This is a genomic window from Salipiger marinus, from assembly GCF_900100085.1.
Taxonomy (GTDB): Bacteria; Pseudomonadota; Alphaproteobacteria; order Rhodobacterales; family Rhodobacteraceae; genus Salipiger; species Salipiger marinus.
On sequence record NZ_FNEJ01000003.1, the window covers coordinates 103,674 to 130,454 of the forward strand.

Consider the following 26,781-nt stretch of genomic DNA (forward strand, 5'->3'; position numbering starts at 1 on the left):
GGGCTTCGCGCGCAGGGTGCGACAAGTTGATTGACTGGTCAATCAATAAAAACGGGAGCGCCGCGTCTCAGGCCTGAATCGTGCCCAGAACCGTCTTCTGCGGCAGGCGCGCCACCTCGACGCCCCGGTCGGTGCGGCGCAGGCTGTAGCCGTAGCCGCGCATCCGGAACCGCCATTCCGCCTCGGACAGCGTCTTGCGCCGCTCGCTCAGCAGGAAGGCGGTGACCTCTTCAAGCGACTCGGTCAGGTGATTGTCTGCGAACATGTCCATTCTCCGGTGCAGGTGACTGAACGTCAGGCTGCCGCCGGAATGAGGCACAAATGCGCAGGGCGCGTGGCGATTTCGCAGAAGGAAACGGTCTGTTTCGTGGCGTCAGAGCTTGGTTTCGGGCCCCGAGGGCGTGACGCGGCGTTTCAGCACCGCCTCGCGCCATGTGATGAACAGCACCGAGCCGATGATGACCAGCCCGCCCGCCACCACGAAAGGATCGGCGGGTTCGGCAAAGAAGATCGCGCCCACCAGCACCGACCAGACCAGCTGCAGGAAGGTGACCGGCTGGGTCACCGTCACCGGGGCGGCGGCAAAGGCCAGCGTCATGGCGTAATGCCCGCCGGTGGCGAAACAGGCGACACCGAACAGCACCGCCAGATCGGACCATGTGGGCGTGACCCAGACCGCGGCGGCGAAGGGCGCAAGGCCGATGGTGACCGAGACCGACAGCAGCGCCACCACCGCCACGGGCGACAGCTCGTCGGTGATGATCTTGGCGATGAGATAGGAGACCGAGAACAGCAGCGCCGTGGCCAGCATGGCGAAATGGCCGGGATCAAGCTCGCGGAAGCCCGGGCGCAGGATCAGCAGCGCGCCGCCAAGCGCCGCGACGATGGCGAGGATGCGGCGGATCGCCAGCCGTTCCTGCAGCACGAAGACGGCGAGGATCGTGACATAGACCGGGGTGAGGTAGTTCATCGCCGTGACTTCGGCCATGGGGATGCGCGACATGGCGAAGAACCAGCAGATCACGCCGATGGTATGGGTGATGCCGCGCAGCGCCGAGAGCCGCCATTGCCGCGGCGTGAGGCGCATGCCGCGGATCGACCGCCACATGGGCACCAGAAACACCAGCCCCAGCAGATAGCGCAGGAAGGCGGATTCCGCCGCGGGCACCCGCCCGGCCAGAAGTTTGACAAGCGCCGTGACCCCCACGAAGCAGAGCCCGGTGACGATCATCCAGAAAATGCCCCGCGCGGGCTGGAAGCTTTGGTCGGTCATGCCTCCTTGGTAGACTGCCTGTCGGCAGAGGCAAGCCCAAGCGTGCTCCGGGCATGGGTTTGCGCCCGGACGCGGCGGGGCAGCGCCCGGCGGCGCGGTGGAAGGGGGCGCTGCCCCCGGCGCCTGCGGCGCCTCCCCCGGGATATTTGGGGTCAGAAGAAGGGCGCATGGCTTGACAGGCGGCGGGGGCGGCGCGACAAGGCGCGCACACATATCAACCCGCAACCGGGCGTTCCGTGGGCGCCAGACCGACGAGGAGAATTGGCCGATGGCCCAGATTTCCCTGACATTTCCCGATGGATCCCAGCGCGAGTTTCCGCGCGGCGTGACCGCTGCCGAGGTGGCGTCCTCGATCTCCAAGAGCCTTGCGAAAAAGGCGATCTCGGCCAGCGTCGATGGCGCGCACTGGGATCTGGCCTGGCCGCTGGAGAGCGATGCCTCCATTGCCATCCACACCATGGCCGATGACGCGCCCGCGCTGGAGCTGATCCGCCATGACTTTGCCCATGTCATGGCGCGCGCCGTGCAGGAGATCTGGCCCGACACCAAGGTGACCATCGGGCCGGTGACCGAAAAGGGCTGGTTCTACGATTTCGACCGGGCCGAGCCGTTCACGCCCGAGGATCTGGGCCGCATCGAGGCGAAGATGAAGGAGATCATCAACGCCCGCGAGCCGGTCCGCACCGAGATCTGGGACCGCGAGCGCGCCCGCCAGCATTACATCGACGCGGGCGAGCCGTTCAAGGTGGAGCTGCTGGACCGCATCCCCGAAGGCGCGCCGATCCGCATGTACTGGCATGGCGAGTGGCAGGATCTGTGCCGGGGCCCGCATCTGCAGACCACCGGGCAGCTGCCCGCCGACGCCTTCAAGCTGATGGGCGTCTCGGGTGCCTACTGGTTCGGCGATGTCAGCCGCCCCATGCTGCAGCGCGTCACCGGCGTCGCCTTCCGCAACCGCGAGGATCTGAAGGCGCATCTGACCTTCCTTGAGGAAGCCGCCAAGCGCGACCACCGCAAGCTTGGCCGCGAGATGGATCTGTTCCACATGCAGGAAGAGGCGCCGGGGCAGATTTTCTGGCATCCCAACGGCTGGACCATCTACACCACGCTGCAGGATTACATGCGCCGCCAGCAGCGCCGCGACGGCTATGTCGAGGTGAACACGCCGCAGGTGGTGAACCGCAAGCTCTGGGAAGCTTCGGGGCATTGGGAGAATTACCGCGAGAACATGTTCATCGTCGAGGTTGACGAGGATGGCGCCCGCGACAAGGTCATCAATGCGCTGAAGCCGATGAACTGCCCCTGCCATGTGCAGATCTTCAATGTCGGGCTGAAATCCTATCGCGACCTGCCGCTGCGCATGGCGGAATTCGGATCCTGCGCGCGCTATGAACCTTCGGGTGCGCTGCATGGCATCATGCGGGTGCGCGGCTTTACGCAGGATGATGCGCATATCTTCTGCACGCTCGACCAGATCGAGGCGGAATCCACCAAGTTCATCGAGTTTCTGGCCAAGATCTATGCCGATCTGGGCTTCGAGCGGTGGCGGGTGAAGCTGTCGACCCGACCGGAAAAGCGCGTGGGGTCGGACCAGATCTGGGACCGGATGGAGGCGGCGCTGGCCAATGCCTGCACCGCGGCGGGTTATGAGTATGAGCTGTTCCCCGGCGAGGGCGCTTTCTATGCGCCGAAGCTGGAATTCGTGCTGACCGATGCCATCGGGCGCGACTGGCAGTGCGGCACGCTGCAGCTTGACCCCAACCTGCCCGAGCGGCTGGACGCGAGCTATGTCGGCGAGGATGGCGCCAAGCACACGCCCTTCATGCTGCACCGCGCCTGTCTGGGCTCGTTCGAGCGTTTCATCGGCATCCTGATCGAAAACCACGCGGGCCGTCTGCCGCTGTGGCTGGCGCCGCGTCAGGTGGTGGTGGCCTCCATCACCTCGGAAGCCGATGGCTATGTGGCCGAGGTGGTGGCGGCGCTGCAGAAGGCCGGGCTGCGGGCCGAGGCCGACACGCGCAACGAAAAGATCAACTACAAGGTCCGCGAGCATTCGGTGGGCAAGGTGCCGGTGATCCTTGCCGTCGGCCATCGCGAGGTGGAGGAGCGCACCGTCAGCCTGCGTCGCCTTGGCGAAAAGGACACGCGGGTGGTGGCGCTGGAGACGGTTTTGGCCGATCTGGCGGCAGAGGCCACGCCCCCCGACCTGCGCTAAGCCGCGCCTGTTTCTGCAGAAGGCCCCGGAGCGGTTCCGGGGCCTTTTTGCTGGGGTCAGAGCCGGTAGCCGCCGGAGACGGTCAGCACTTCGCCGGTGATGAAAGAGGCCGCGTCGGAGGCGAGAAAGCGCACGGCGCGGGCCACGTCCTGCGGCCTGCCCAGCCGTCCCAGCGCGGTCTCGGCCAGAAAGGCCTGCTGCAGATCCGCCGGGCGCGGGGTTTCGGGCGTGGTGATGGCGCCGGGGGCCACAGCGTTGACCCGGATGCCGCGTGGCCCCAGTTCCTTGGCCATGGCGCGGGTCCAGAGGTTGAGCGCGGCCTTGCTGGCCCCGTAAAGCACCGCCCCGCGGGGCGGCAGCACCGCATTGACCGAAGAGATGCTGACGATGGCCGAGCCCGGCGCCAGATGCGGCAGCGCGGCGGCGAGCAGCGCTGCGGGCGCCAGCAGGTTGACCGCCAGCAGCCCCTGCCCCGCCTCGGCATCAAGCCCCTCGACCGGGCTGGGGCTGATCTGGCCCGCATTGTTCACGATCACGTCGAGCCTGCCGAAGCGCGCCAGCACCTCGGCCACCACGCGCGCCGCGCTGTCGGGATCCGCCAGATCAGCCCTGATCGCCAGCGCGGCGCCGGGATCGGGCGGGGTGCTGCGCCATGTCACCGCCACCGCATGATCGGCGGCAAATTCGGCGGCGATGGCGTGGCCGATGCCGCGCGTGCCGCCGGTGACCAGCACCACCCGTCCCGGCGCGGTCATGCCCACAGCGCCGCCTGCACCGATTTGTCCCAGCCCAGATACATCTCGTCCCCGGCGACGATCAGCGGGCGTTTCATCAGCGTCGGCTCATCCGCCAGCAGCGCCAGCGGATCGCGGGCGCGCGCCTCTTCTGACAGGCCGCGCCATGTGGTGCTGCGCGTGTTGACCAGCGCCTGACCAAAGCGCGCAAAAGCCGCCGCCAGCACCGGCGCGGGCACGCCTTGGGCGCGCACGTCGATGAAGTCCGCCGATGGCAGCGCCTTCAATGCCTTGCGGCAGGTGTCACAGGTTTTTAGTCCGTAAAGCTGCATCCGCAGTCTCCTTGCATCTTCCTCCGCCGTTTTAGGGCGGAATGCCGCAGGCGCGAAGTGTTTCGCTTGATTTTTACAGGCGCCGTGCAACTCTGGCAGGGTGATCTTCCACGGATCGGACCCGGACGGCCAAGGCGCCGGCCCACAGCCCCTCCGCACAGGAAGGTGACAGGGTGCCCGCTCCGGCGGGTGAGACGCAGGAAAGACTTGAAGGAGCACGGGACAGATGCCGAGCGGCACCGTGAAATGGTTCAACACCACCAAAGGTTACGGCTTTATCGCCCCGGAAGAGGGCGGCAAGGACGTATTCGTGCATATCTCTGCCGTGGAACGCTCCGGGCTGACCGGGCTCGCGGACAACCAGAAGGTCAGCTATGACCTGAAAGAAGGGCGCGACGGACGGATGATGGCCTCGGACATCCGGCCGCTGTAACAACTGCCGCCTCAGCGCGCCTGCAGCCGCCGGGCCTCCTGCCCGGCGAGCCGGATCAGATCGCGCATGAACGGCTTGTCCAGATCGCCGCTGCGGCTGGCGGCGTAAAGCCCGCGGGTGAGCCCGGTCGCGGTCAGTGGCCGGGTGACGTAATCGGAATTGTATTTGACCTCCCGCACCACCCAGTCGGGCAGCACGGCCACGCCCCGGTTCGAGGCGACCAGCAGCAGGATCACCGCGGTCAGTTCCACCTGACGGATCGCCGCCGGTTCCACCTTGGCGGGGGTCAGAAGCTGCGAGAACACGTCAAGCCGGGCGCGGTCCACCGGATAGGTGATCAGCGTCTCGCCGCGGAAATCCTGCGCCTCGATATAGGGTCTGGCTGCCAGCGGATGTGCTGCGGCGGCCACGAAGACCGGGCTGTAGTCAAAAAGCGGCGTGAAGGTGACCCCGCCCAGATCCTCCGGATCGGAGGAAATGACCACATCCACATCCTCCTTGACCAGCGCGGGCAGCGCGTCGAAGGCAAGGCCGGGCCGGATGTCCACATCCACGTCGGGCCAGCTTTTGCGGAAAGCCTCCAGCACCGGGAACAGCCATTCGAAACAGGCGTGGCATTCGATGGCGATGTGCAGCCGCCCCGAGGATCCCTTGCGCAGACCGTCGAATTCCGCCAGCGCCGCCTCGACCTGCGGCAGCACCTGTTCGGCCAGCCGCAGCAGGCGCAGCCCCGCCGCCGACAGGCGCATGGGCTTGGCGCGGCGCACGAACAGCTCCACCCCGGCCTGATCCTCCAGCCCCTTGATCTGGTGCGACAGCGCCGATTGCGTTATGTTCAGCGTTTCCGCCGCGCGGGCGAGCCCGCCCGCATCATGGATGGCCTTGATGGTGCGCAGATGGCGGAACTCGATATGCATCCTAGCGTCCGCTTCATGTTGTTGATGAGATTTATGAGTTTGTCTCACAAAGCCTGCTGTGTCACAAGGCGCGAAATCTGAACTGGAGCCCGGTCATGACCCGCCCCGAGATCTCTTTCGAATTCTTCCCGCCCCGCAATGTCGAGGCCACCTTCCGGCTGTGGGACACCGTGCAGGCGCTGGCCCCGCTGAAGCCGCGCTTCGTGTCGGTCACCTATGGCGCGGGCGGCACCACCCGCGAACTGACCCGCGATGTGGTGGCGGCGCTGCACAAACGCTCCGGCCTGCGGGTTGCGGCGCATCTGACCTGCGTCGACGCCACGCGCGAGGAAACGCTGGGCATCGCCCGGCAGTTTCGCGAAGCGGGCGTGCAGGACATCGTCGCATTGCGGGGCGATCCGCCCAAGGGCTCGTCGGGCTTCACCGCCCATCCTGACGGCTTTGCCTCCTCGCTTGATCTGATCGCGGCGCTGCGCGAGGCTGGCGATTTCACCATCCGCGTCGGCGCCTATCCCGACAAGCATCCCGAAGCGGCGGATGCGCAGGCGGATGTGGCATGGCTCAAGCGCAAGTTCGAGGCGGGCGCCTCCGAAGCGCTGACGCAGTTCTTCTTTGAACCGGACAGCTTTTTCCGCTTCCGCGATGCCTGTGCTGCCGCCGGGATCGACAAGCCCGTGGTGCCCGGCATCCTGCCGATCGAGAACTGGAAAGGCGCGCGCCGCTTTGCCGAAGCCACCGGCACCAAGATCCCCGGCTGGGTGATCGACCTCTTCGAGTCACCGCAGGCCGAGGGGCGGCAGGACCAGATCGCGACCGAGCTCTGCACCCGGCTCTGTCAGGATCTGATGGCGGGGGGCGTCGACAAGCTGCATTTCTACACGCTGAACCGCCCCGAACTGACCCGCGATGTCTGCGCGGCGCTGGGGGTCACCCCGGAAACTGCCTTGGAAAACGTCGCCTGACGGCTGATCCCCGCCGGGGCGTGGCTTATCCGCGCCCCCGGCATTTCCTTTCCGCCGCGCCACATTAGTCTTTCTGCAGGGCAGAAAGACGGAGCAGGCATGCGGCTGGTGGTGTTTACCGATCTTGACGGCACGCTGCTGGATCATGGCAGCTATCGCTATGATGCCGCAGCCCCCGCGCTGGCAACCCTGCGCCGTCACAACATCCCGCTGATCCTCGCCTCGTCCAAGACCGCCGCCGAAATCGCGCCGCTGCATGCGGCCCTTGGTCTGGGCCACTGGCCGGCGCTGGTGGAAAACGGCGCGCAGCGCATGGTGCCGGGCCAGCCCCCGGCCTGCGACGACTATCCCCGCCTGCGCGCCGCGCTCAACGCCCTGCCCCGCGAGTTGCGCGCGGGGTTCCGCGGCTTTGGCGACATGGACGCCGCCGAGGTGACCGCGCTGACCGGTCTTCCCCCCGAGGATGCCGCCCGCGCCCGTGACCGCCGGTTCAGCGAACCGGGCCTGTGGTCCGGGACCGAGTCGCAGCTTGCCCGGTTTCTGCAGGCGCTGGCGGCCCAAGGCCTGCAGGCGCGGCAGGGCGGGCGGTTCCTGACCCTGTCCCATGGCGGCACGAAGGCGGATCAGATGGCGGCGATCATGTCCGATCTGGGGGCAGAGCAGTCCTTGGCGCTTGGCGACGCGCCCAATGATGCGGAAATGCTGCAGACCGCCACGCGCGGCGTCATCCTGCCCAATCCCCATGGCCGCCCGGTCCCGCCCCTGCCGGGCGAGGTGACGGGCCATATCACGCGCAGCACCCTGCCCGGCCCCGAAGGCTGGAACGCGGCGGTGCTGGCGCATCTTTCCGATCTTGGTTTCCCGGAGACCTGACCCATGGCGGACTTCCAGCAGAACGGCAATATCGCGCAATTCCACAACCTGCGGGCACGCCCGTTGGAGGAACTGGTCTACGAGCTTGAGACCTTTTCCCAAAGCCGCAAGATCTCGCTGGTGCTGCCCAGCCTCTATTCGGAACTGGAGGGCGAGGCGCTGCCCGGCATCCTGTCGGAACTGGCGCAGGTCAGCTATCTGCACCGCATCATCATCGGGCTCGACCGCGCCGACGAGGCGCAGTATCGCCACGCGCGCGATTTCTTCTCGGTGCTACCGCAGCAGACCACGGTGATCTGGAACGACAGCCCCCGGATGCTCAACATCATGGCGCGGCTGGATGCGCTGGGGCTCGCCCCGCAGGAGCCGGGCAAGGGCCGCAATGTCTGGGGCTGCATGGGCTATCTGATTTCCTGCGCCGACAGCGCGGTGATGGCGATCCATGACTGCGACATCGTCACCTACCGGCGCGAGATGCTGCACCGGCTGGTCTATCCCGTGGCGCATCCCGGCTTTTCCTATCAGCTGTCCAAGGGCTATTACGCGCGGATCGGTCAGGGCAAGCTCAACGGGCGGGTGACGCGGCTTTTGGTCTCGCCGCTGCTGATCGCGCTCAAGCGCACCATCGGCGACCGCGATTACATCGATTACCTGCGCGCCTTCCGCTATCCGCTGTCGGGAGAGATGGCGCTGCGCACCGGGCTTCTGCCCGATCTGCGCATCCCCTCGGACTGGGGGCTGGAAATCGGCGTGCTGTCCGAGGCATGGCGCAACCTTGGCCCCCGGCAGGTCTGTCAGGTGGAGATTGCCGACAGCTACGATCACAAGCATCAGGATCTGTCGCCCGAGGATGCCTCTCAGGGGCTGTCGCGCATGTCGGTGGACATCTGCAAGGCGATCTTCCGCAAGCTCGCCGCCGATGGCACGGTGTTTACCCCGCATGTCTTCCGCACGCTGAAAGCGACCTATTACCGCTCCGCGCTGGATCTGCTGGAGGCCTACTGGGCCGATGCGCGCATGAACGGGCTGGCCATCGACCGCCATGCCGAGGAACGCAGCATCGAGATGTTTGGCGAAAACATCGTGCGCGCGGGCCAGCTGTTCATCGAAAATCCGCAGGAAACGCCGTTCATCCCCACATGGAACCGGGTGCATTCCGCCGACCCGACGCTGCTGGCGGATTTCCGCGCCGCCGTCGCGGCCGACGAGGCGGAGTTTGGCTGACCCGCAGGCCTTGCCGCCACGGCACCGCCGCCGGGGGCCGGGTTTTTGCCGACCCGTCATTGACTTGCGCTAGCTCTGCCGGAAGTAGAACCTTTGCGCCGCGCCACCCGGCCCGCGGCAGATCACGACAGGAGGAAACGCATGGGTCTTTTGGGGATTGTTCTATCGCTCGGGCTGCTGATGTATCTGGCCTATCGCGGCATCAACGTGCTGATCCTGGCACCGCTCCTGTCGCTGCTGGCGGTGCTGCTGTCGGGCGGGCTGCCGCTGCTGGCCACCTACACGCAGGTGTTCATGCAGTCGCTGGGCGGCTATGTCATCACCTATTTCCCGCTGTTCCTGCTGGGCGCGATCTTTGGCAAGGTCATGGCCGACAGCGGCGCCGCGCGCACCATCGCCGAAACCATCGTGGACTGGGTGGGCGGCAACCGCGCCATTCTTGCCGTGGTGCTGGCCTGCGGCGTGCTGACCTTTGGCGGCGTGTCGCTGTTCGTGGTGGCCTTTGCCATCTATCCCATCGCCAACGCGCTGTTCCGCCGCGCCGATGTGCCCAAGCGCCTGCTGCCCGCCGCCATCGCGCTGGGGTCGTTCACCTTCACCATGACCGCCTTTCCCGGCACGCCCGCGATCCAGAACGCCATCCCCATCCCGTTCTTCGGCACCAATGTCTTTGCCGCCCCACTTCTGGGCACGCTGGCCGGGGTCATCATGCTGGCAGGCGGGGTGCTGTGGCTGAACCGCCGCGCCGCCGCCGCCGCCCGCGCCTCCGAAGGCTATGGCACGCATGAAACCACCGCCGCCGACAGCTCCCTGCCCGAAGATGCCAACCTGCCCGGCTTCGCCGTGGCCATAGCCCCGGTGGTGGCGGTGATCGCGCTCAACGCCCTCTTCACCTATCTGGTCTTCCCGCAGATGGAGGCGGGCTATCTGGCAGAGCCCGAATATGGCGCCACCAGCCTCGACAAGGTGGCGGGGATCTGGGCCATCATCGTGTCGCTGACCCTGTCCATCGCGCTGGCCATCGGGCTGAACTGGAGCCGCTTCGCCAGCCTCAAGGACAGCGTGAACAACGGCACCATGGGCTCGCTGCTGCCGATCTTCAACACCGCCTCCGAAGTGGGATATGGCGCCGTCATCGCCTCGCTTCCGGCCTTCGCGCTGATCCGCGACGCGGTGCTGGGGCTCTTTCCCGACAATCCCGTGGCCTCGCTGGCCGTGGCGGTCAACGTGCTGGCGGGCATCACCGGCTCCGCCTCGGGCGGCATGTCCATCGCGCTGGCGGCCCTTGGCGAACAGTTCGCTGCCATGGGCGCCGAACAGGGCGTCAGCATGGGGCTGATGCACCGGGTCACCGCGCTGGCCTCTGGCGGGTTCGACGCGCTGCCGCATAACGGCGCCGTGGTCACGCTGCTGGCCATCACCGGGCTGACCCACAAGAAAAGCTATGGCGACATCTTCGTGGTGGCGGTGGCGATCCCGGTCGTGGCCCTGATCACGGTGATCCTGCTGGGCTCGCTGGGGCTCTGACGCCGCTCAGCGGTTGGAAATCCAGCGGCACTGATACGGCGCAAGGCGGACCCCGCCCTGCGCCACCACCTCCCCGCCCAGCAGGTCGCGCCACGGCTCGTCGGCGATCAGGTTCAGCGCGTCATGGGGGATTTCCACCTCCTCGTCGCTGACATTGTGCAGCGCAAAGATCGACTGGTCCCGGTCCAGCGACTGCCGCCACAGCCCGAACACCCGCTCGTCAAGCCGCAGCGTGAACTGCGTGGCATTGGGATGAAAGGCGGGCTGGCGCGCGCGCAGCCTCAGCCGCTCCGACAGCTGCGCCAGCACCTGCGCCTGCACCGTGCCGGGATCGTCCAGCGCCGCGGTCAGGTCCGGGTAATGCCAGCGGTGCCGGTTGATCGCCCGGTTCATGCCGCGCCGCGCCACCGCGTCAAGGTCGTTGGGCGTGCCCAGCATGGAATGGATGTAAAAGGCCGGGATCCCCTCCAGCGACATGACGATGGTCTGCGAGGCGAGAAACCGCGCCAGATGGTGCTGATCCTCTCCCTTGAAGCTGCGGGACATGGCGGCAAAAAACGAACAGTTCAGCTCGTAAGGCGCCTCGCCGCCGCCGGGCAGCGTGCGCATCGACACCAGCCCGCCGATGTCGCGGATGGTGTCGATGACGCGCCCGATCTCGGCAGGCGGCAGCAGCCCCTCGGCGGGGCGCATGCCGATGCCGTCATGGCTGGCGGTGAAGTTCAGATAGGCGCATCCCAGCGGCGCGGGCGGCATGCCGCGCTGCCAGCCGTTCAGACTGGCGGCGCTGCCCGACAGCATCGCATGCAGCACCAAAGGCGGCAGCGGGAAGTTGTAGACCATATGCGCCTCGTTGCGATGGCCGAAATAGCTCAGGTTCTCGGCCTTGGGCACGTTGGTTTCGGTCAGCAGGATCACGGTTTCGCTGGCATGATCCACCAGCAGGCGCAGCAGGCGGATGAGGGCATGGGTCTGCGGCAGGTGGATGCAGGGGGTGCCGGGTTCCTTCCACAGAAAGGCCACCGCATCCAGCCGGATGATCCGTACGCCCCGGTCCACATGCAGCCGGATGATGCGCAGGATCTCCAGCAGCACCTCGGGATTGGCGAAATCCAGATCCACCTGATCATGGCTGAAGGTGCACCAGACATGGCGGCGGCCCATGGCGGTGTCGACCTCGCGCAGCAGCGGCGTGGTGCGCGGGCGGACCACCTGCGTCAGGTCATCTTCGGGTGCCGCTTCGACGAAGAAGCGGTCATAGGGCGCCTGCCCCTGCCGGTAGGCGGTGAACCACACCCCCTGCGACGAGACATGGTTCAGCACCAGATCCGACATCAGGTGAAAGTCGCGGCCGATGCGGCGGATGTCGGACCAGTCGCCCAGCTGCGGATTCACCTTGCGGTAATCGGTCACCGCGAAACCGTCATCCGAGGTATAGGGAAAGAACGGCAGCACATGCACCCCGTTCACCACGCCGCGCAGCCGCGCCGTCAGGAAATGCCGCAGCAGGTCCAGCGGCTTGTGCCGCCCGTCGATCAGGCTGTCGCCATAGGTGATCAGCACCGCATCGCGCTGCGACCACAGCGTGTTGCCCGGACGGCGCGGGCGGCGGCGGCGGCCCCGCCCCTCGGGCCAGAACGCCTCGATCACCTGACTGGCCAGAATATCGGCATCAAGCTGCGGATAGACGAAGCGCAGAAGATCGGCGAGGCGGGTGCTGAACGAGGGATCGGTCATGACGGGGGGCGGCATCTCCGGCGGCTCCGGGCAGATGGGTATCAGCATGGCGCCCCGTCCGGCAGGGCACAAGAAGAAACTGCCCGCCCCTGCCCCGGCCCGCGTGTCGCACGCGGCAGTGAACAGGTCGCGGGCAGGCGCCACGCCGCCGCGCAGCTGGGGCATCACACCGGGCAGAGGCCTTGACGCGCCCGCCATAAGCGGCCAGCCAGAGGCGCCATCCCTTTTTCCGCAAAGGACAGACCCGCATGAGCTCGTTTGCGCTGACCGTCAAATGCCCCTCCACCCGCGGCATCGTCGCCGCCATCGCCGGCTTTCTGGCAGAGCATGGCTGCAACATCACCGACAGCGCCCAGTTCGACGATCTGGAGACCGGCAATTTCTTCATGCGCGTCAGCTTCCAGTCCGAAACCGGGGCGACGCTGGAGGTGATGGAGCCCGCCTTCGCCGAGGTCGCCACCCGCTTCGCCATGCAGGCGCAGTTCCATGACGAGAAGGCCAAGATGAAGGTGGTCATCATGGTGTCGCGCTTCGGCCACTGCCTGAACGACCTGCTCTACCGCTGGCGGATCGGCGCGCTGCCCATCGACATCGTGGCGGTGATCTCCAACCACATGGATTACCAGAAGGTGGTGGTGAATCACGACATCCCCTTCCACATGATCCGCGTCACCAAGGAGAACAAGCCGCAGGCCGAGGCGCAGATCATGGCCGTGGTCGAGGAAACCGGCGCCGACCTGATCGTGCTGGCGCGCTACATGCAGATCCTCAGCGACGAGATGTGCCAGAAGATGTCGGGCCGGATCATCAACATCCACCACAGCTTCCTGCCCAGCTTCAAGGGCGCCAACCCCTACAAGCAGGCCTTCGAGCGCGGCGTGAAACTGATCGGCGCCACCTCGCATTACGTCACCGCCGATCTCGACGAAGGCCCGATCATCGAACAGGACACCATCCGCGTCACCCATGCGCAGAGCCCGGACGATTACGTCAGCCTTGGCCGCGACGTGGAGGCACAGGTGCTGGCCCGCGCCATCCATGCCCATATCCACCGCCGCGTCTTTCTCAACGGCAACAAGACGGTGGTCTTCCCCGCCTCCCCCGGCAGCTACGCCTCCGAACGCATGGGCTGAACCGCCGCGCGCAGACCGCAGGCCGTGCCAGCGTCGCGGTCCGGCCTGCCTCCGGCGGGGATATTTGACCCAAGAAGAAGGACGAAGGTCGCGCGCCTGCCGCTTCTTCTTGGCAAAAATATCCCGGGGGGTGAGGCGCGGCACGCGCCGAGGGGGGCAGCGCCCCCCTCCTGCCCCGCTCAGGCGTCCTGCGGCGACGGGGCGGGGCGGAAGAGCCGCTCCGCCGCTTCGGCGCTGTAGCGCCCCAGCCGCACGTCCTCGGCCACCAGCGCCGGGTCGCGCAGCGCAGGATCGCCATAGCCGCCGCCGCCGGGGGTGCGCACCCGCACCCGGTCTCCGGCCACCAGCGGGATGTCCTGCGCCTTGGACAGATGCTCGGGCGTGGTGGTGACGCCGCCACGGGTCACGCGCACCTCGTTCACCGCGCCGTCACCGCCCCCGAGCGCGCCCTGCGGGCCGGTGCGGCCGTGATCCATGACAAAACTGGCGCGGGCATTCCCCTTCAGCAGCTCCACCTCGTAATCGAGCCCGAAGCCGCCGCGATGCTGCCCCGCGCCCCCCGAGCCTTCGCGCAGCGCGTAGCGGTGATAGAGCACGGGAAACTGCTGTTCCATGATCTCCACCGGCGGCGCCTTGGAGATGCCGATGGTCGAGCAGCCGTTGGAGATGCCGTCGCCCCCGGCATAGCCGCCATAGCCGCCGCCCGAGATCTGATACATGACGAAGCTGCGGCCTTCCTCGGGCACCTCGCCCCCCAGCGCAAAATTGCCGGAGGATCCAGCGGGGGAGGCGGTGACGCGCTGCGGCAGCGGGCCGACAAGGGCGGCGAACACCGCCTCGGCGACGCGCTGGCTGACCTCGGCGGCGCAGCCGGAGACCGGGCGGGGATATTGCGCATCCAGAAACGTGCCCTCGGGGCGCTGGATCTCCAGCGGCTCGAAGGCGCCGGCGCTGATCGGCACATCGGGAAAGATGTGGCGCATGGCGAGATAGACCGAGCTCAGCGTGGTGGCGAGCACCGAATTCATCGGCCCCGCGCAGGGCGCCGAGGAGCCGCTGAAATCGAAGCTCAGGCGGTCGCCGCTGGCGGTGATGGCGAGCCGGATCTCCAGCGGCGCGTTCACCACGCCGTCGCTGTCGATATAGGCCACCGAGCGGTAGGTGCCGGGAGCGATTTCCGCGATGCGGGCGCGCATCTGCTGGGCGGCGCGGCTGCGCAGTTCGGCGATGGCCTCCTGCACCAGAGCATCGCCATAACGGTCGAGCAGCCGGGTCAGCCGCGCCTCTCCGACATAAAGCGCTGCCGCCTGCGCCTTCACATCGCCGATGCGCTGTTCGGCGACGCGGATGTTGGAGCAGATGATCGCGTAGATCTCGGGGTCCATCACGCCTTTCTTGAAAAGCCGCACCGGCGGCAGGCGCAGGCCCTCCTGTTCCACCGAGGTGGCGGAGGCGGAAAATCCGCCCGGCACCGCGCCGCCGGTATCGGGCCAGTGGCCGGTATTGCTGAGCCAGCAGAAGATCCTGCCATTGCGCCAGACCGGCATGGCAAAGCGCACGTCCATCAGATGGGTGCCGCCCAGATAGGGATCGTTGACGATGTAGATGTCGCCCGGTTCGGGGGCGGTCACCGTGCCTGCCGCGATCATCTCGATGATCTTGCCGGTGGAATACTGCATCACCCCGACAAAGACCGGCAGGCCCTGCGAGCCCTGCGCGATCAGGCTGCCATCTTCGGCGGAATAGATGCCGTCGGAACGGTCATTGGCCTCGGCGATCACCGGCGAGAAGGCGGCGCGGGAAAAGGTGAGATCCATCTCGTCGCAGACCTGCTGCAGGCCGGACTGGATCACGGTGAGGGTGATGGGATCAAGCGTCATGGCGACCTCCGAAGGCGGGGCGGGCGGCGGTGGCGGCGCGGGTCCGCCTCCGGCGGGAGTTTGTCGGGCAAGATGAAGGGCGGGCGCGGGTCATCACAGCGCCCTGACCGTGACGATCAGGTTGCCATCGGCGTCCTGCGTGGCGGTATCGCCCGGCGACAGCACCAGCGTGCAGTCCATCTGTTCGACGATGGCGGGGCCCGCAAGCGTGGCGCTGGCGGGCAGATGGTCGCGCCAGTAAACCGGCGTGTCGTGCCAGTCGTCGAAGAACACCGCGCGGCTGCCGGTCCGCGCCTCGGCCAGCGTGGGCCTGCGGCCTGCCGCGTCGATCAGCGCCGAGAGATCGACCTCGGGGCGGCGCCCGATGACGGAGGTGTTGACATTGACCAGTGCGGGCCGGATTTCCGGCAGCGCCACCTGAAAGCGCCGGAAATAGGCCTGTTCGAAAAGCTCGGCCAGATCCTCGCGCGTGGGGGCGGGACCGGGCAGCGCCACGCGCAGCAGATGGGTCTGGCCGATGAACTGCATGTCCACGGAATGGGTCACGCGCAGATCGGCGATCTTTACCCGTTCGCGGGCGATGGCGGCGCGGCCTTCCTCGATCTGGCGGGCGAACTGCGCGTGGACCTCGGCCATGTCGCAGGCGGCGAGCGGGCGGTTGACCGTGGTCACATAGTCATGGCGCAGATCGGCCACGATACAACCCAGCGCATTGGTGATGCCGGGGCGCGCGGGCACCAGCACCCGGGGCACGCCCAGTTCGCGGGCGATGTCGCAGGCATGCAGCGGCCCCGCCCCGCCAAAGGCAAAAAGCGCAAAATCGCGCGGATCCTCGCCCAGCGAGATCGACACCATGCGCACGGCATCGGCCATCTTGGCGGTGGCGATGCGCAGCACCGCCGAGGCCGCCCCGGTTGCCGAAAGGCCCAAGGGCGCGCCCAGCTTTTGTGCGAAGGCCGCCTCGATATCGGCCAGCGTCACATCGCCCTGAATGGTGTTGAGCCGGGCGGGGTTCATCCGCCCCAGCAGCATGTTGGCATCCGAGATGGTGGGTTCGGTGCCGCCCTTGCCGTAGCAGATCGGCCCCGGCACCGATCCGGCGCTGTCGGGGCCGACCTGCAGCAGGCCCGAGGCATCGATCCGCGCCAGCGATCCGCCGCCCGCGCCCACGGTGCGCACGTCGACCATGGGCACATGGATCGGCATGGCATATTCGATCTCGATCTCGTGGCTGACAGCGGGATCGGCGCCGCGGATCATCGCCACATCGGTGGAGGTGCCGCCCATGTCATAGGTCAGAAGATCGGGAATGCCCGCCCGCCTGCCGGTATAGGCGGCGGCCATCACCCCCGAGGCCGGGCCGGACATCACGGTTTTCGCCGCCTCTTCGGCGACGATGCGGGCGGAGACCATGCCGCCATTGCCGGTCATCACCAGCAGGTCGCGGGTATAGCCGCGCTCGGCCAGCCGGTCGGCCAGCCGTTCCACATAGCGGCGCAGCAGCGGCTGCACGCTGGCATTGACCGCCGCCGTCACGCCACGTTCGTATTCGCGGCTTTCCGACAGCAGCGCATGGCCCAGCGTGATGTTGCCATTGGGCCATTCCTCGCGCGCGATTTCGGCGGCGCGCAGTTCATGGGCGGGGTTGGCATAGGCGTGCAGGAAATGGATCACCAGCGATTCACAGTCCTGCGCCACCAGCGCGCGCAGCGCCTGCCGCAGCGCGACCTCGTCCAGAGCCGTGTGCACGGCGCCGCTGGCCAGCATGCGTTCGGGCACTTCCAGCCGCAGGTCGCGCGGGATCAGCGGACGGAACTGGCCCTTCATGCCATAGGCCTGCGGGCGGGTGCGGCGGCCCAGCTCCAGCACGTCGCGGAAGCCCATGGTGGTGATCAGCCCGGTGCGGCACAGCCGCCGTTCCAGCACCGCATTGGTGGTGGTGGTGGTGCCATGCACGATCAGATCCAGCGCCGCGGCATCGACCTCGGCGGCATCAAGCGCGTCAAGCACGCCGCGCGACTGGTTGTCGAGCGTGGTGGGCACCTTGGCCAGCCGCACCCGCGCCTGCGTGGCGTCATAGAACACAAGATCGGTGAAGGTGCCGCCCACGTCGATCCCGGCGATCTGGCCGGAGATCTGGCCCGGGCTGTGCTCTGCGCTGTGATCGGCGGTCTGGTCGAGATCTTTCATGCTGGGGTCTTGCCTGCGGTCAAAAGCGCCGCGCGCACCCGGTCGGGGGTGGCGGGCAGGTGGTGGATGCGCACGCCGGTGGCATGGGCGATGGCGTTGAGGATGGCGGGGGCGGTGGGGATGAGACAGTGCTCGCCCAGACCCTTGGCGCCATAGGGGCCATGGGCATCGCCGGATTCGATCAGGATCGACCGGACGGGCGGCACGTCGCCCATGGTGGGAATGAGGTAATCGTGCAGGTTCTCGGTGCGGCCGGGCAGGAATTCCTCCATCAGCGCCAGCCCCAGACCCTGCGCCACGCCGCCTTCGATCTGGCCTTCGGCGGAAAGCGGGTTGATGGCGCGGCCCACGTCATGCGCGGCGGTGATGTGGCGCAGCCGGACCGTGCCCAGATCCAGATCCACCTCCAGCTCTGCCATCTGGGCGGCGGTGCCGAACACGGCATAGGGCGCGCCCTGCCCGCGCGCATCCAGAGGCGTGGTGGGCGGATCGTAGGTCTCGCTCGCCTCCAGCGCATAGGGGCCCGCGCCCGGCTCCAGCGCGATGCGGCGGGTGGCGCCGCCTTCGGACAGTTCCAGCGCGCCGGGGGTGACATGGATCACCGCCGCGTCGGAGACATTGCCCAGCCGCAGGATCTGCGCGCGCAGCGCCGCCCCGCAGAGCCGCGCGGCATTGCCGGTGACAAAGGTCTGGCGGCTGGCCGAAGTCTTGCCCGCGTCCGGGGTCAGGTCGGTATCGGCGCCGATGCGGGTGATGGCAGAGACCGGCACGCCCAGCGCCTCGGCGAAGATCTGCAGGATCACGGTGTTGGAGCCTTGGCCAATATCCACCGCGCCCTGATGCAGGCAGATCTCGCCCGCCGCAGTGATCCCCGCCCGGATGGTGGAGGGGTTCGACATGGAGGTGTTGCCGCAGCCATACCAGCCCGAGGCGATGCCGACGCCGCGTTTGACCCGCGTGCTGGTGGCGTTGAAGGCCTCCGCCTCGGCCAGCGCGCGGTCCCAGTGCGGGGCCAGCGCGTCAAGGCAGGCGTCGATGCCCATGCCGGTGTCAAAGACCTGCCCGGTCACGGTGGGATCGCCGTTGCGCAGGCAGTTCAGGCGGCGGAAGGCCAGCCGGTCCATGCCCACCCGTTCAGCCAGAAGGTCGTAAAGCTGTTCCTGCGCCACCGCCGATTGCGGCACGCCGAAGCCCCGGAAGGCGCCAGAGGGCGCGGTATGGGTGTGGATCGCAGCGCTGTCCGCCTGATAGCTGGGGGTCAGATAGGGGCCGGAGGCATGGATCGGCACGCGGTTGGCCACGGTCGGCCCCCAGCTGGCATAGGCGCCGGTGTTGAACGTGCCCTCGAACCGCGCGGCGGTGATGCGGCCCGTCGCGTCGCAGCCGATCTGCATGTAGGTTTCCGACGGGTGGCGTTTGGTCGAGGTGGCGATGCTTTCGACGCGGCTATAGGCCATGCGCACCGGGCGCCCCAGCCGCCATGCCGCCAGCGCCACGAAGGGCTGCGCAGTCAGGTCAAGCTTCGATCCGAACCCGCCCCCCACCGCCGTGGGCAGGATGCGCACCGCCTCTGGCGCAAGGCCAAGGATGCCCGCCAGCCCGTCGCGGTTCATGTAGGGCGCCTGCGTGCAGCAGCTGACCTCGACCCGGTCGCCGATGCGGCGGGCGGAGGCCGCTTCGGGTTCGATATAGCCGTGTTCGATGAAGCCGGTGGAAAAATGCCCCTCCACCACATGGGCGGAGGCGGCAAATGCTGCCGCGGCATCCCCGCGCGAGACATGGCCCCGGCACATCACGTTGCCCTCCCGCCCTGGGTGCAGATCCGCGACCGCCCCTGCCTCTGACGGGATCAGGGCGGCGGGCAGTTCGGTATAGCTCACCGGAAAGGGCGGCAGATTGGCCACGATCTCGGCCCGGCCCACCACGGCGGCGACCGCCTCCAGCCGGAAGCGCGTCTCGGTCTCGGCCAGAACCGGCTGATCCTCGAAGCCGGGGATCACGCCAAAGGCGTTGCGCCCGGGAATGTCGGCGGCGGTCAGGATCAGGTCGAGCCCGGTCTGGCGCCGATACGCCTCCAGATCGCCGAAGGTGAAGGCGGCGCGGTGGTGCGGCGCCCGGATCGCCTTGACCACCAGTGCATCGCCCGGCGCCACGTCATCGCCAAACCGTTCGGTACCCGCCACCTTGGGCCAGCCATCCAGCCGCGCGATGGAGGCCCCCACCCCGCCCTCGGTCAGCAGCGGCGCGTCGGAGGCATCAAGAACGGCGGCGATGATCTTGCGATAGCCGGTGCAGCGGCAGAGCACCCCGCCCAGCGCATCCGCGACAGCGCCTTCATCCAAGGGCGCGCGCTCGCGCAGCAGCGCCACGGCGGACACCATCATGCCCGGCGTGCAGATGCCGCATTGCGCCGCCTGATGCCGCTGGAAGGCCTGCGCCAGCCGCCGCGCATCGGCATCCCGCGCCACCAGCCCCGCCTGCGTCTCGATCACCCGGCCCTGCGCCTGTCCGGCGGCGGTGATGCAGGCACAGACCGGCGCACCGTCCAGCAGCACGGTGCAGGCGCCGCAATCCCCGGCATTGCAGCCCACCTTCACATCCCCCGCGCCCGCCTGATCGCGCAGCACCTCGGACAGCCGGGCGGTGGCGGCGGCGGGCACGGTCACCTCCGCCCCGTTGAGCGTAAAGCCGATATGGCCAAGCGGCGCGTCAAGCGACATGGGACACCTCCAGCGTCTTGTGCAGCGTATCATGGATCAGCGGGCGCACCGCATCGCGGCGATAGTCTGCGCTGGCGCGCACGTCGTCGATGGGCGCAAGCTCCGGCAGCGGGGCCGCCGCCACCACCGCGCGCAGATCGGTGGCACGCTGGCCGACAAGCGCGGCCTCCAGCGCGCCGAGCCGCACCGCCACCGGCGAACAGGCCCCCACCGCCACGCGGGCGGCGGCGATGCGGCCCTGCTGCCAGTCGACCACCACCCCCACCATGGCGATGGAGATGACCAGATAGCGCCGCGCCCCCAGCTTGCCGAAGCCGCCGGTGCCGGCCCGGTCGGGCACATGCAGCGCGGTCACGATCTCGCCTTCGCACAGCGCGGTGCGGCGCGGCCCCAGCAGGAACTCCGCCAGCGGCAGGCGGCGGGGGCCTTCGGGGCCTGCCAGCGCCACCTCTGCCTCCAGCGCCAGCAGCGCGGGCACGCCATCGGCGGCGGGCGAGGCGTTGCACAGGTTGCCCGCCACGGTGCCGGTGGACTGGATCTGCACCGATCCCACCTCACGCGCGGCGGCTTTCAGCCCCGCAAAAAGCGGCGGCAGCTCGGCGCGCAGGATCTGCCGCCATGTCACCGCCCCGCCGATCCGCCAGCCAGAGGCGTCGCGGCGGATGCCCTGCAGATCCGGCACGCCGGTCAGGTCGATCAGCGCGGGCGGCGGCGGCCCGTCGCGCAGCGCCGGATAAAGGTCGGTCCCTCCCGCCAGCAGACGGGCGCCGCCCTGCCCCAGCAGCGCAAGCGCATCCTCCAGCGATTCGGGGCGGTGAAGCGTCATGGCGGCCTCCTGTCGGGGAAATCGGGTGGCGAGACTTCATTCGTATGCAAACGATACAAGCACAGCCTAGGAAGATGCCCGAAAAGTTGTCAATTGCCTTGAGCGGCTGTCTGGTGATTTCGGGCCAGAAAGTGAATTTCGTTTGTATACGAATGAATTTTCCGCCAGCATCTGCTGCGAAATGATGCAAAGAGGAGCACCCTGTGACCGAGCTTGCCCCCACTCTTGTCTATCGTGGCGCCGATGCGGGATTCGCGGCCCCCGCCAACTGTTTTGCGCTGACCGTGACCGAGGTGCAGCATTACACCGACCGCCTGTTCCGGTTCCGGGTGACCCGCCCCGCCAGCTTCCGCTTCCGGTCGGGGAGTTCGTGATGATCGGCCTGCCCAATGCCGAACGCCCGGTGTTCCGCGCCTATTCCGTGGCCTCGCCCGCATGGGATGAAGAGCTGGAATTCTATTCCATCAAGGTGCCGGATGGCCCGCTGACCGAACATCTGCAGAAGGTGGCGGTGGGCGACACGGTGCTGATGCGCAAGAAGCCCACCGGCACGCTGGTGCTGGACGCGCTGCGCCCCGGCAAGCGGTTGTGGATGCTGTCCACCGGCACCGGCATCGCCCCCTTTGCCTCGCTGATCCGCGATCCGGAAACCTATGACCGCTTCGATCAGGTGATTCTGATGCAGGGCAGCCGGCTGGTCAGCGAACTGGCCTATGGCGCCGAAATCACCGCCGCCACGCTGGCGGATCCGCTGGTGGGCGAGGCGGCGACAGGTCGGCTGCGGCTTTATAATGCCACCACGCGCGAACCTTACCGGGTGACCGGGCGGATCACCGATCTGCTGACCTCGGGCGCCGTGCATCAGGCGCTGGATCTGCCCGCGATCACCCCCGAGGAAGACCGGGTGATGATCTGCGGATCGGTGCAGATGCTGCAGGACTGCCGCCAGATCTGCCTTGATCTGGGGCTGACCGAGGGGGCGAACAACAAGCCTGCCGAATTCGTGGTCGAAAAGGCCTTCGTCGACTGAACCGCCCCCCTCGGAGACGCAAACTTGTTGACAGACAATCGAGTCGCGTGCGTTCGTATACAAACGAATTACGCGAGCCTCGCAGAACCGGAGCCAGCGCCGTGACCGACACCATCGCCCCCCCCGCGCGCCGCAGCGCCGCCGACAAGCCGGAGAAGATCCGCTGCGATGCCTGTCCGGTCATGTGCTACATCGCCGAAGGCCGCGCGGGCGCCTGTGACCGCTATGCCAACGAAGGCGGCGCGCTTGTGCGGCTCGACCCGCTGACCATTCTGGAAAACCGCGAAGATGGCGCCGTGGTGCCCTTCCTTGACCGCGAATGGGATGGCGAGATCGTGTCGGGCGAGGATGCCTTTGTCACCGCCGTCGGATCGGGCACCACCTATCCCGATTACAAGCCCGCGCCCTTCATCGTCGGCTCCCGCGCGCGGGACGTGGACATGATCACCGTGGTGACCGAAGGCATCTTTTCCTATTGCGGCGCCAAGGTGAAGATCGACACCGACCGCCATCTGGGCGCCGAATGCGCCGCCGTCCGCGCCGAGGGCGAGGTGATCGGCCATGTCACCACCTCGGAATATGGCAGCCAGATGCTGAGCCTTGGCGGCGTGCATCACCTGACCGGCGGCTCCAAGAAAGAAGGCCGCGTCACCTGCGCCACGCTGCTGGCCCTGTGCAATGGCGCAACGGTCGATCTGACCATCGATGGCGGGGCCGAGCTGCAGATCGCTGCCGGTCAGGCGCCGGTGGTCAATGGCGCGCGCGAGGAACGGATGCGTGTCGGCTGCGGCTCTGCCACGGTGGGCATGTTCGCCGCGCAGTGGAAGGGGCTGGTGGACGAGGTGGTGGTGGTCGATGACCACATCACCGGCGTGATGTCCGAACATCAGGCGGGCAAGGTCATCGGCTGGCCGCAGACCGGCATCCGCATCAAGGGCCGCCGGTCGACGCCGGGGCGGTATTTTCAGGTGGCCGAACCCGGCACCGGCTGGGGCGGCACCGATCTGATCGACCCTCTGGCCATTCTTGACACATGGAAGCCCGAGGCATGGCCCGGCCTGTCGCTGCTGATGGTGTCAACCACCGGCGAACATGCCGCCTATTATGAGCTGAATAGCGATCTGGTGCCGGTGCAGCAGGAGATGCCCGCGCGGCTGCTGCCCTCGGTCCGGCGGATCGAGGAGAACTGCGAACCCTCGCTGGCCTCTGTGCTGTTCATGGCCGGGGCGGGCGGTTCGCTGCGCTCCGGCGTCACCGAAAACCCGGTGAGCCTGACGCGGTCGGTGCAAAGCCGTCTGACCCGGGTGACCTGCGGCGGCGCGCCGGTGATGATGTGGCCCGGCGGCGGCATCACCTTCATGGCCGATGTGACGCAGATGCCGAAAAACGCCTTTGGCTATGTGCCCACGCCCGCGCTGGTGGCGCCCATCGAATTCACCATGTCGCGCGCCGATTATCAGGCGCTTGGCGGGCATATGGATTACGTCATGCCGCTGGAACAGGCGATGCAGGGGCTGACGGGTCGGCAGAACGACCACCGCCTGTCGGGCCGCCGGTCGGAAACCCGCAAGAAGGGCGCGCCATGGCCGGTGTCGCGCAGCGGGGAACTGGCCTGATGGGCTGGGCCGAAGCCCCCACGGCGCATCTGGCGCAGGACGGGCGGCTGCGGCTGATCCATGGCCCCATCGACCTGATCGTGACGGCAGAAGGCCCCGCCCCCGCCGTGGCACAGGCCCATGCCCGGGCCCGCGCCGCCTTTGCCCCGCTGCTGGCGGAGCTTGCCGCCGAACTGCCCCGGCTGCGCGCCGCCCATGGCCCCGCCCCGCAGGGCGCTGTCGCGCGGCGCATGGTGGCGGTGACGGCGCCCTTTGCGCCCATCTTCGTCACTCCCATGGCGGCGGTGGCGGGGGCGGTGGCGGATTTTGTGCTGGCCGCCCTGCTGCTCCCCGGCCACGGACTGACCCGCGCCCATGTCAACAATGGCGGCGACATCGCGCTCTGGACCGGGACCACGCCGCTGCGGCTGATGGTCTGCGAGGATCCGCTCCGCCGCGCGCCCGGGGCCCGGGCCAGCATCGCGCCCGGCGATGGCGTGGGCGGTGTCGCCACCAGCGGCTGGCGCGGGCGGTCGCAGTCCCTCGGCATCGCCGATGCCGTCACCGTGCTGGCCCGCAGCGCGGCAGAGGCGGATGCCGCCGCCACGCTGATCGCCAATGCGGTGGACCTGCCCGGCCATCCCGCCATCACCCGGCAGCCCGCCGATCTGCTGAGCCCCGACAGCGATCTGGGATCCCGCGCCGTCACCACCGATGTGGGCGCGCTGACCGAAGCCGAGATCACGCAGGCGCTGGACCGGGGCGAGGCCCGCGCCACAGAATTTACCCACCGCGGGCTGATCCGCGCCTGCTGCCTTGCGCTTGGCGGGCAAAGGCGCATCCTTGGCCCCTCACTGGAACGACTGGACCTGACCCATGCCTGAGCCGCAGATCCGCAAGACCGCGATGATCGTTGAAACCATCCACCACGAAGGCGGCCCCGCGCCCGACGTGCCGCAGCGCCGCGCGGCGGCCATGGCGGTCATCAAGAACCCCTTCGCGGGCCGCTATGTGGAAGACATCGCGCCCTTCATGAAGGACCTTGAACCGCTTGGCGCCCAGATGGCGCAGGATCTGGTGGCAGCGCTTGGCGGTGATGCCGCGCAGGTCGAAGGTTATGGCAAGGGCGCCATCGTCGGCGCTGCGGGCGAGATCGAGCATGGCGCGCTCTGGCATGTGCCCGGCGGCTACGCCATGCGCGACGCCATCGAGAAAAGCGCGGCCATCGTGCCCTCCACCAAGAAGGTGGGGCCGGTCGGTGCCCGGCTCGACGTGCCGGTGACGCATACCAATGCCTCTTATGTCCGGTCGCATTACGACGCGATGGAGGTGGGGATCCCCGACGCGCCGCGCGCCGATGAAATCGTGCTGGTGCTGGTGATGACCACCGGCGGGCGCATCCATGCCCGCATGGGCGGGCTCGCGGCGGCGGATGTGAAGGGCGAGGACGGGTTGCGGTGAAGCTGCGCAAGCTCATCAACTTTGTCGAGGAAACGCGGGCCGAGCGGGGGCGCGACCTGCCGCCCTCGCGCCGTGCGCTGGCGGCGGCGGTGATCGCCAATCCGCATGCCGGGCAGTATGCGCCCGACCTCGCGGCGCTGATCGACATGGGCGCGACGCTGGGCGGGCTGCTGGGAGCGGAGGCGCTGACAGCGCTTGGCTGCGCACCAGAGGCGGTGCAGAGCTATGGCAAGGCCGCCCTTGTGGGCGAGGAGGGCGAGCTGGAACATGCCGCCGCCCTGCTGCATCCGCAGATGGGCGCGCCGCTGCGCGCCGTGCTGGGCGGGGGCGCGGCGCTGGTCCCGTCCTCCAAGGCGATGGGCGGTCCGGGGGCGGTGATCGACGTGCCCTTGGGCCACAAGGACGCGGCCTATGTCCGCAGCCATTTTGACGGCATGCGCCTGACCATCCCCGATGCGCCCCGGGCGGGCGAGATCGTGGTGGCGGTGGCGCTGGCCCTGACCGGACGGCCCGACCCGCGCGTGGGCGGGCTGCGCCACGAAGACATCACCGGCGCGGACGGGTTGCGCTGATCACGACATCTCCAGCCAAGGGAGCAAGAGGATGACGGGTTTCGTAAAAAATGCGTGGTATGTGGCGGGCTGGTCCCGCGAGATCGACGCCGAGCTGCGCCGCGTCACGCTTCTGAACGAGCATGTGGTGATGTTCCGCAAATCCGATGGCAGTGTCGTGGCGCTGGAGGATCGCTGCCCCCACCGCCTGCTGCCGCTGTCCAAGGGCAAGCGCATCGGCGACACGGTGCAATGCGGCTATCACGGGCTGACCTTCGACTGTTCGGGCAAATGCGTGCGGGTGCCGGGCCAGACCAACCTGCCCGCCTCGGCCTATGTGCAGGCCTATCCCATCGTCGAAAAGCACGACATCGTCTGGATCTGGATGGGCGATCCCGCCAAGGCCGATCCCGAAACCGTCTTTGACATGCCGGAGTTTTCAGACCCCAACTGGGCCGCGCATCAGGGCGACGCGCTGCATCTGAAATCCAACTACCTCAACGTGGCGGAAAATCTGGTCGATCCCGCGCATGTCAGCTTCGTGCATCCGACCACGCTGGGCAGCTCCGCCTCGGAGAACGTGCCGGTGCATGTGCGCACCGAAGGCGAGGCCATCGTCGCATGGCGCTGGATCCGCGATGCCGAACCCGTGGGCTTCTTCAAGGCCTTCGGCGGGTTTGCGGGCAATGTCGACCGCTGGCATTACTATTACCTCTATACCCCCTGCACGGCGGTGATCGATTTCGGCTCCATCGACACAGAAAAGCACTGTGCCGAGGAAGACCGCGATCAGGGCGTGCGCATCTTTGCGCTGCACTTCATGACCCCCGTCACCGAAACCCATACGATCGACCGCTGGATGCACCTGCGCAACACCGCGCAGGACGATCCCGAAGCCGCCGACCGCATGGATGCGATGTTCCGCAAGGCCTTTGCCGAGGATCAGGAGATCCTCGAAGCCGTGCAGCAGGAAGAACTGCGTCCCGCGAAGCGGCGGCCCATCCGCATCGCCATCGACAAGGGACCGCTTGTGTATCGCAAGCGGATCAACGACCTTCTGGAACTGGAACGCACCGAGGATCTGGCCTCAGACCCCTCGCCTGCCTTCGTCTATCACGACTGAACCGGCGCAAGACCGGACCCGCAGCCGCCCGACCGGCGGCCCATC

General features: G+C 67.8%; 22 protein-coding genes and 1 pseudogene. 13 read left to right on the forward strand and 10 right to left on the reverse strand.

Annotated features, from left to right (window positions below; translation table 11 throughout):
* Positions 1–67 precede the first annotated feature (67 nt).
* Positions 68–265: a hypothetical protein gene (locus BLR51_RS04185; protein ID WP_089844643.1), complete on the reverse strand. Its 198-nt coding sequence runs from the start codon at positions 263–265 to the stop codon at positions 68–70.
* Positions 266–373: 108 nt separating this feature from the next.
* A complete protein-coding gene (locus BLR51_RS04190) occupies positions 374–1,273 on the reverse strand; it encodes a DMT family transporter (protein WP_165616726.1) in 900 nt (299 codons plus the stop codon).
* A gap of 268 nt (positions 1,274–1,541) precedes the next feature.
* Between BLR51_RS04190 and thrS the strand changes: the two genes are divergently transcribed.
* Positions 1,542–3,488: a threonine--tRNA ligase gene (gene thrS / locus BLR51_RS04195; RefSeq protein WP_089844289.1), complete on the forward strand. Its 1,947-nt coding sequence runs from the start codon at positions 1,542–1,544 to the stop codon at positions 3,486–3,488.
* A gap of 56 nt (positions 3,489–3,544) precedes the next feature.
* On the opposite strand, the gene BLR51_RS04200 is transcribed toward thrS, so the two are convergent.
* Both BLR51_RS04200 and BLR51_RS04205 read right to left on the reverse strand, forming a co-directional pair.
* Positions 3,545–4,243, reverse strand: a complete 699-nt coding sequence (locus tag BLR51_RS04200) for an SDR family NAD(P)-dependent oxidoreductase (protein ID WP_089844291.1) — start codon at positions 4,241–4,243, stop codon at positions 3,545–3,547.
* Entirely contained in the window at positions 4,240–4,554 is a 315-nt protein-coding gene (locus tag BLR51_RS04205; protein WP_089844293.1) for an arsenate reductase family protein, read from the reverse strand. The genes BLR51_RS04200 and BLR51_RS04205 overlap by 4 nt, the downstream gene beginning before the upstream one ends.
* Positions 4,555–4,780: 226 nt before the next feature.
* Between BLR51_RS04205 and BLR51_RS04210 the strand changes: the two genes are divergently transcribed.
* The gene (locus BLR51_RS04210) at positions 4,781–4,987 is read left to right on the forward strand and encodes a cold-shock protein (protein WP_089844295.1); all 207 of its coding nucleotides are present in this window, start codon (positions 4,781–4,783) and stop codon (positions 4,985–4,987) included.
* 11 nt (positions 4,988–4,998) lie between these two features.
* Here BLR51_RS04210 and BLR51_RS04215 read toward each other — a convergent pair whose 3' ends face one another.
* Positions 4,999–5,904: a LysR family transcriptional regulator gene (locus tag BLR51_RS04215; protein WP_089844297.1), complete on the reverse strand. Its 906-nt coding sequence runs from the start codon at positions 5,902–5,904 to the stop codon at positions 4,999–5,001.
* Positions 5,905–5,999: 95 nt separating this feature from the next.
* Between BLR51_RS04215 and metF the strand changes: the two genes are divergently transcribed.
* The 4 genes from metF (at position 6,000) to BLR51_RS04235 (ending at position 10,490) form a co-directional block, all read left to right on the forward strand.
* Positions 6,000–6,866 carry a methylenetetrahydrofolate reductase [NAD(P)H] gene (gene metF / locus BLR51_RS04220; protein ID WP_089844299.1) on the forward strand — a complete coding sequence of 289 codons (867 nt, stop codon included), beginning with the start codon at positions 6,000–6,002 and terminating at the stop codon, positions 6,864–6,866.
* A 99-nt stretch (positions 6,867–6,965) separates the two neighbouring features.
* Positions 6,966–7,739, forward strand: coding sequence for an HAD-IIB family hydrolase (locus tag BLR51_RS04225; RefSeq protein WP_089844301.1), 774 nt, complete (start codon positions 6,966–6,968; stop codon positions 7,737–7,739).
* 3 nt (positions 7,740–7,742) lie between these two features.
* Positions 7,743–8,963 (forward strand): glycosyltransferase family protein, encoded by a 1,221-nt coding sequence (locus BLR51_RS04230; RefSeq protein ID WP_089844303.1) that lies wholly within the window; start codon positions 7,743–7,745, stop codon positions 8,961–8,963.
* A gap of 141 nt (positions 8,964–9,104) precedes the next feature.
* Positions 9,105–10,490 (forward strand): GntP family permease, encoded by a 1,386-nt coding sequence (locus BLR51_RS04235; protein ID WP_089844305.1) that lies wholly within the window; start codon positions 9,105–9,107, stop codon positions 10,488–10,490.
* Positions 10,491–10,496: 6 nt separating this feature from the next.
* Here BLR51_RS04235 and BLR51_RS04240 read toward each other — a convergent pair whose 3' ends face one another.
* Complete coding sequence (locus tag BLR51_RS04240) at positions 10,497–12,227, reverse strand: sugar phosphorylase (protein ID WP_089844645.1); 1,731 nt, start codon at positions 12,225–12,227, stop codon at positions 10,497–10,499.
* 248 nt (positions 12,228–12,475) lie between these two features.
* Between BLR51_RS04240 and purU the strand changes: the two genes are divergently transcribed.
* Positions 12,476–13,360, forward strand: a complete 885-nt coding sequence (gene purU, locus BLR51_RS04245; protein ID WP_089844307.1) for a formyltetrahydrofolate deformylase — start codon at positions 12,476–12,478, stop codon at positions 13,358–13,360.
* A gap of 179 nt (positions 13,361–13,539) precedes the next feature.
* Here the strand turns inward: purU and BLR51_RS04250 are convergent, their stop codons facing one another.
* From BLR51_RS04250 to BLR51_RS04265, 4 genes are all read right to left on the reverse strand, one after another.
* The gene (locus BLR51_RS04250) at positions 13,540–15,240 is read right to left on the reverse strand and encodes a hydantoinase B/oxoprolinase family protein (RefSeq protein WP_089844309.1); all 1,701 of its coding nucleotides are present in this window, start codon (positions 15,238–15,240) and stop codon (positions 13,540–13,542) included.
* A 93-nt stretch (positions 15,241–15,333) separates the two neighbouring features.
* Positions 15,334–17,430, reverse strand: a complete 2,097-nt coding sequence (locus BLR51_RS04255; RefSeq protein WP_089844311.1) for a hydantoinase/oxoprolinase family protein — start codon at positions 17,428–17,430, stop codon at positions 15,334–15,336.
* Positions 17,427–20,150 (reverse strand): molybdopterin-dependent oxidoreductase, encoded by a 2,724-nt coding sequence (locus BLR51_RS04260; RefSeq protein WP_089844314.1) that lies wholly within the window; start codon positions 20,148–20,150, stop codon positions 17,427–17,429. Before BLR51_RS04260 ends, BLR51_RS04255 begins: the two co-directional genes overlap by 4 nt.
* Positions 20,140–20,976: an FAD binding domain-containing protein gene (locus BLR51_RS04265; RefSeq protein WP_089844316.1), complete on the reverse strand. Its 837-nt coding sequence runs from the start codon at positions 20,974–20,976 to the stop codon at positions 20,140–20,142. The genes BLR51_RS04260 and BLR51_RS04265 overlap by 11 nt, the downstream gene beginning before the upstream one ends.
* A 203-nt stretch (positions 20,977–21,179) precedes the next feature.
* Here BLR51_RS04265 and BLR51_RS04270 point away from each other — a divergent pair.
* The 6 genes and pseudogenes from BLR51_RS04270 (at position 21,180) to BLR51_RS04295 (ending at position 26,736) form a co-directional block, all read left to right on the forward strand.
* A pseudogene (locus BLR51_RS04270) lies at positions 21,180–22,006 on the forward strand (ferredoxin--NADP reductase).
* Positions 22,007–22,188: 182 nt separating this feature from the next.
* Entirely contained in the window at positions 22,189–23,622 is a 1,434-nt protein-coding gene (locus BLR51_RS04275; RefSeq protein WP_242656641.1) for a 6-hydroxynicotinate reductase, read from the forward strand.
* The gene (locus BLR51_RS04280; protein WP_242656633.1) at positions 23,589–24,485 is read left to right on the forward strand and encodes a UPF0280 family protein; all 897 of its coding nucleotides are present in this window, start codon (positions 23,589–23,591) and stop codon (positions 24,483–24,485) included. The genes BLR51_RS04275 and BLR51_RS04280 overlap by 34 nt, the downstream gene beginning before the upstream one ends.
* On the forward strand, positions 24,478–25,062 hold the full coding sequence (locus tag BLR51_RS04285; protein WP_089844320.1) for an amino acid synthesis family protein: 585 nt from the start codon (positions 24,478–24,480) through the stop codon (positions 25,060–25,062). Before BLR51_RS04280 ends, BLR51_RS04285 begins: the two co-directional genes overlap by 8 nt.
* Positions 25,059–25,634 carry an amino acid synthesis family protein gene (locus BLR51_RS04290; protein ID WP_089844322.1) on the forward strand — a complete coding sequence of 192 codons (576 nt, stop codon included), beginning with the start codon at positions 25,059–25,061 and terminating at the stop codon, positions 25,632–25,634. Before BLR51_RS04285 ends, BLR51_RS04290 begins: the two co-directional genes overlap by 4 nt.
* A 31-nt stretch (positions 25,635–25,665) precedes the next feature.
* Positions 25,666–26,736: an aromatic ring-hydroxylating dioxygenase subunit alpha gene (locus tag BLR51_RS04295; RefSeq protein WP_089844324.1), complete on the forward strand. Its 1,071-nt coding sequence runs from the start codon at positions 25,666–25,668 to the stop codon at positions 26,734–26,736.
* The last annotated feature ends 45 nt before the right edge of the window (positions 26,737–26,781 follow it).

What these genes read in the sequence shown, in the direction of transcription:
- BLR51_RS04185 (WP_089844643.1), bottom strand. Translation starts at nt 265, where the DNA reads ATGTTCGCAGACAATCACCTGACCGAGTCGCTTGAAGAGGTCACCGCC.
- BLR51_RS04190 (WP_165616726.1), bottom strand. Translation starts at nt 1,273, where the DNA reads ATGACCGACCAAAGCTTCCAGCCCGCGCGGGGCATTTTCTGGATGATC.
- thrS (WP_089844289.1), top strand. Translation starts at nt 1,542, where the DNA reads ATGGCCCAGATTTCCCTGACATTTCCCGATGGATCCCAGCGCGAGTTT.
- BLR51_RS04200 (WP_089844291.1), bottom strand. Translation starts at nt 4,243, where the DNA reads ATGACCGCGCCGGGACGGGTGGTGCTGGTCACCGGCGGCACGCGCGGC.
- BLR51_RS04205 (WP_089844293.1), bottom strand. Translation starts at nt 4,554, where the DNA reads ATGCAGCTTTACGGACTAAAAACCTGTGACACCTGCCGCAAGGCATTG.
- BLR51_RS04210 (WP_089844295.1), top strand. Translation starts at nt 4,781, where the DNA reads ATGCCGAGCGGCACCGTGAAATGGTTCAACACCACCAAAGGTTACGGC.
- BLR51_RS04215 (WP_089844297.1), bottom strand. Translation starts at nt 5,904, where the DNA reads ATGCATATCGAGTTCCGCCATCTGCGCACCATCAAGGCCATCCATGAT.
- metF (WP_089844299.1), top strand. Translation starts at nt 6,000, where the DNA reads ATGACCCGCCCCGAGATCTCTTTCGAATTCTTCCCGCCCCGCAATGTC.
- BLR51_RS04225 (WP_089844301.1), top strand. Translation starts at nt 6,966, where the DNA reads ATGCGGCTGGTGGTGTTTACCGATCTTGACGGCACGCTGCTGGATCAT.
- BLR51_RS04230 (WP_089844303.1), top strand. Translation starts at nt 7,743, where the DNA reads ATGGCGGACTTCCAGCAGAACGGCAATATCGCGCAATTCCACAACCTG.
- BLR51_RS04235 (WP_089844305.1), top strand. Translation starts at nt 9,105, where the DNA reads ATGGGTCTTTTGGGGATTGTTCTATCGCTCGGGCTGCTGATGTATCTG.
- BLR51_RS04240 (WP_089844645.1), bottom strand. Translation starts at nt 12,227, where the DNA reads ATGACCGATCCCTCGTTCAGCACCCGCCTCGCCGATCTTCTGCGCTTC.
- purU (WP_089844307.1), top strand. Translation starts at nt 12,476, where the DNA reads ATGAGCTCGTTTGCGCTGACCGTCAAATGCCCCTCCACCCGCGGCATC.
- BLR51_RS04250 (WP_089844309.1), bottom strand. Translation starts at nt 15,240, where the DNA reads ATGACGCTTGATCCCATCACCCTCACCGTGATCCAGTCCGGCCTGCAG.
- BLR51_RS04255 (WP_089844311.1), bottom strand. Translation starts at nt 17,430, where the DNA reads ATGAAAGATCTCGACCAGACCGCCGATCACAGCGCAGAGCACAGCCCG.
- BLR51_RS04260 (WP_089844314.1), bottom strand. Translation starts at nt 20,150, where the DNA reads ATGTCGCTTGACGCGCCGCTTGGCCATATCGGCTTTACGCTCAACGGG.
- BLR51_RS04265 (WP_089844316.1), bottom strand. Translation starts at nt 20,976, where the DNA reads ATGACGCTTCACCGCCCCGAATCGCTGGAGGATGCGCTTGCGCTGCTG.
- BLR51_RS04275 (WP_242656641.1), top strand. Translation starts at nt 22,189, where the DNA reads ATGTGCTACATCGCCGAAGGCCGCGCGGGCGCCTGTGACCGCTATGCC.
- BLR51_RS04280 (WP_242656633.1), top strand. Translation starts at nt 23,589, where the DNA reads ATGGCCGGTGTCGCGCAGCGGGGAACTGGCCTGATGGGCTGGGCCGAA.
- BLR51_RS04285 (WP_089844320.1), top strand. Translation starts at nt 24,478, where the DNA reads ATGCCTGAGCCGCAGATCCGCAAGACCGCGATGATCGTTGAAACCATC.
- BLR51_RS04295 (WP_089844324.1), top strand. Translation starts at nt 25,666, where the DNA reads ATGACGGGTTTCGTAAAAAATGCGTGGTATGTGGCGGGCTGGTCCCGC.